Below are 3521 nucleotides of genomic sequence, written 5' to 3' on the forward strand. Positions count from 1 at the left end.
CCGTAATTATCCTCGGCTCTCAGTTATGGAAGGGTGTGGTCTTTGAGTGCTCTGAAAGATGGTCAGGATAGATGCTGATTTGCTCGGCAGTTGATGCACTTAGCAGCATCTACCCTGTGTTGCTTGAATGTTGGTGGTCCCTATAAATCCTGCATAATTAGAGACTCTGTAAAAACGCCAACACGCTGTCCGATGGCTGGTACCGCGGCAATGCCTGGGAAGGCGCCTGGATGCTTTTCAATGCCCGATCCTTCATCGCCAGATCTGCTTCGACATATTTGTGAGTGGTCTCCGGGCTTTCATGCCCGAGCCATAGCGCAATGACGGTGATATCAACACCGGCTTGCAACATATGCATGGCAATGGAATGTCGAATCAGATGCGGAAATACTCGTCGTTTGGCCAGTTCGGGATATTGCGCAGCGACTGCTCTGACCGCAAGCTTCAAGCGTTCAGTCACACCTATGCGCGTCAGAGTGGTGCCTGATCGACTTGGAAACAGCGGTTGATCAGGCTGGCGAGGATAGGCTCTTAACCAGCGTTTAAGCTGCGCGGCCGTCTCAGGCCACAAGGGTGTCGACCGTTCCTTGCGTCCTTTGCCGCGAATACGCACGGAAGCGCTGGGGCCAAGCACCAGATCTTCTAGCCGCATTCCGATCAGTTCGGAGACGCGAGCGCCGGTATTGTAAAGTGTTGCTAACATCACCCGATCCCGCTGTCCCGTCCAGGTATTGCGATCCGGTGCGTCAAGAATCGCTGCCATGTGTTCACGCGAAAGGAACCCAATCAGTTGCTGTTCAAAACGCTTCATGGGGATGGCGAGCACGGACTGCGCGGTGGCAAGGGCCGAAGGCTCCTGAAAGGACACGTACTCCATGAACGACCGGATCGCCGCAAATCGTGCGTTACGGCTGCGAACCGAGTTGTGGCGCTCCTCTTCGAGGTAGTGAAGGAAATCCAGAACGAGCGTGGCGTTCAGATCGTCCATCGTAAGTTCGCTGGGATGTTTTCCAAGACGCCGATGGGCAAATGTCAGCAGCAACCGAAAGGTATCTCGATAGGCTGATACGGTATTCGGACTGGCCTGGCGCTGCTGCATCAAGCGCTGCACAAAAAACTGCTGTAGCAAGCACGGAAAAGTTACCGGCACCGAGGTACTCATAAGCCACCTCCTTGAAATTGTTCCAGGCGTTGAGCTGCCCGGGCCAGCAACTCGGGCGTTGCGGTGAGATACCAGTAAGTGTCGGTGATCTTGGCATGACCGAGGTAGGTAGATAGCGCCAGGATATGGCAGTCGATGTCGAGGCCCTGCGCATACCAGCGCTCAAGGTTACGGCAGGCAAAGGTGTGGCGAAGATCATAAATACGCGGTGCCGGGTGACCGCCTCGGGAGCGCCAATGCAACCATTGTCGCAATAGTTTGAATGCATATTCCAGGCCCTGCGTGGTCGCGGGTCGGCCGTAGTCAAAGAGGAAGAAAGCCTCGGTAGTAGCCGCAAAAGGATCTCGATCTCGTTGCTGTACGTAGCGCTGCAAAGCCTGTGTCGTGGTGGAGTGCAGCGGTACCCAACGTGACTTGCCGAACTTGGTGTTCTGGATATGCAGCAAACTGCGATCGAGATCGACATCTGGGCGTTGCAAGCCGGTGGCCTCCGATGTCCGCAGTCCCGTCGAAGCAATCAGTCCAAAGAGCGTGGCGCAACAGATCCCCCGCAAGCCGCCGGGCGGGTGTAGATCGGCACAGGCCACGAGCAGCGCACGGATCTCGGCGTCAGTAAAAACATGTGGCGTCAGACGACGGTGAGCGGGTCCAAAGCGCCCACGGGGCGGAATCTCAGTGGCCGGATCGAACTGTTGGCAATAGCGGGCGAAGGGGCGCAAGAGTTCCATTCGGCGGGCAGCGGTGAGCGGACCTGGTCGGCCTGAGGCGCAAGCCCACTGTTCAGCCAGCTGCATGGTCAGAGCTCCCCCAGGCGAGATATGATCAGCGAACCGCGCGAACCGCGCCAGTTGTTCGCCCTCGATCTTTAATGCAAAGCCGGCCTGTCGGCGGTAATCCAGATAGGCGTCGACCCGAGCGGTAAATGTCACAGGAGTGCTCATGACAACCTCCCCGGCCACGGTAGAGCCACCTGAGCCAACGCCTCAAGATCGACTTTGGCATAGATTGTGGTGGTATCCAGACTGCGATGGCGCAGCAGGTCGGCGATCTCCTTGAACCGGGCGCCGCCCTGCACCAGTCGACCGGCCAGGGTATGCCGCAGAATGTGAGTCCCGCGAATACAGTGTTCGAGTCCACAGCGCTTCGCCGCATAACGAATGGCGTTGCGCACGATATCCGGATCAGCTGCCGCATTGAGGGGTGGCCGGTGCCGAACGAACAGCTCTCGGCGCGTGGTTTTCGGTCGACCATCCAGCAAGTACTCGGCGATAGCATGCCCAGTGACATCGGGCAGAGGCAACACATCGGTGCGTTTGCCCTTACTGCGAATGATCAGTGTTCCGGTCCGCCAATCCACATCGTCCAAGCACAGACGAGCCACTTCTGTTCGACGCAAGCCCAGATCGAGCAGGCAACGCGCGATTGCGTAATCGCGCTTGCCAGTGGCCTGGTAGCGATCGAAGGCACCGAGTAGCTGATCTATCTCTGCGTTGGACAGAACCTGCGGCAGTCCAGCCAGCCGCCACTGCGCGATCCGAGGCAGAGCGGCGATCAACGCGGAGGTCTGCTCGCCCTGACTGGCCCGGAACGCGAAGTAACAGCGCAACGAAGTGGTGGCGGTAAGTATCGACGCCGGAGCCCAGTCCGCCGTGTAATGGGCGATAAAACGGATTACATCCGACAGTCCGAGCCGCTTCAGGTGCACCGGCCCGGAGCTAAAACAGTAGATGAGAAAATCGCGCAAATGACGTAACCGGACTGAACGCGTGGTTGGTGCCAGTCCTCGTACCTCAGTAAGATGGCGGTCGAAATCCTCAAGTTCTGTTGCGATAGGAGCGGAAACCGGGGAACTATCCGCCTGGATACCATGCCCCTTAGCACAGAGCATCGCAAACAGATGCCCAAGCGCAGCGTGCATCTCGCGAGGTGCGCGTCGGCACCGGACGGCACATCGACAAACCGGCAGGTGCTCATCCATAAAGCGGTTAACCAGCGCTTCATCGATATCGCCAAGACCGACTTGTTGCGTCCTGCACCAATGGGCGAAATGCGCGACGCTGCTGAAATATCCCTGGATCGTACCAACCGCGTAACCGCGCTCGATTAGGAACTGAACATAAGCATCTTCATTATTACTGAGCGGCGAATCGGCAAACCACTGATGCGCCAGTGCATACAACGAATGAGTAGACTCAAACATGGTGGCTCTCCTTCCTGATGAGGGGGAGCTAAAACAACACCACCAGTAATTATGGAAGGCAAATCATCACTGCCAATGGCACGAGGCAGCGGTAAGAAAGCGATCTTGAAGGGACTATCTCAGAAACTTTCCATAACTGAGGGTTGAGGATAATTACGG

The 3521-nt window shown here is 57.0% G+C and carries 3 protein-coding genes; all 3 read right to left on the bottom strand.

The genetic code is table 11. The features are described from left to right. Positions 1–157 precede the first annotated feature (157 nt). The 3 genes from V8L71_RS20385 to V8L71_RS20395 are packed head-to-tail and all read right to left on the bottom strand — an operon-like array spanning position 158 to position 3362. The gene (locus V8L71_RS20385) at positions 158–1162 is read right to left on the bottom strand and encodes a site-specific integrase (RefSeq protein ID WP_081193853.1); all 1005 of its coding nucleotides are present in this window, start codon (positions 1160–1162) and stop codon (positions 158–160) included. After that, positions 1159–2103 carry a tyrosine-type recombinase/integrase gene (locus tag V8L71_RS20390; protein WP_081194004.1) on the bottom strand — a complete coding sequence of 315 codons (945 nt, stop codon included), beginning with the start codon at positions 2101–2103 and terminating at the stop codon, positions 1159–1161. Before V8L71_RS20390 ends, V8L71_RS20385 begins: the two co-directional genes overlap by 4 nt. Next, a complete protein-coding gene (locus V8L71_RS20395; protein ID WP_081193851.1) occupies positions 2100–3362 on the bottom strand; it encodes a site-specific integrase in 1263 nt (420 codons plus the stop codon). Before V8L71_RS20395 ends, V8L71_RS20390 begins: the two co-directional genes overlap by 4 nt. Positions 3363–3521: the final 159 nt, after the last annotated feature.

Source organism: Vreelandella indica (assembly GCF_037070225.1).
Taxonomy (GTDB): domain Bacteria; phylum Pseudomonadota; class Gammaproteobacteria; order Pseudomonadales; family Halomonadaceae; genus Vreelandella; species Vreelandella arctica.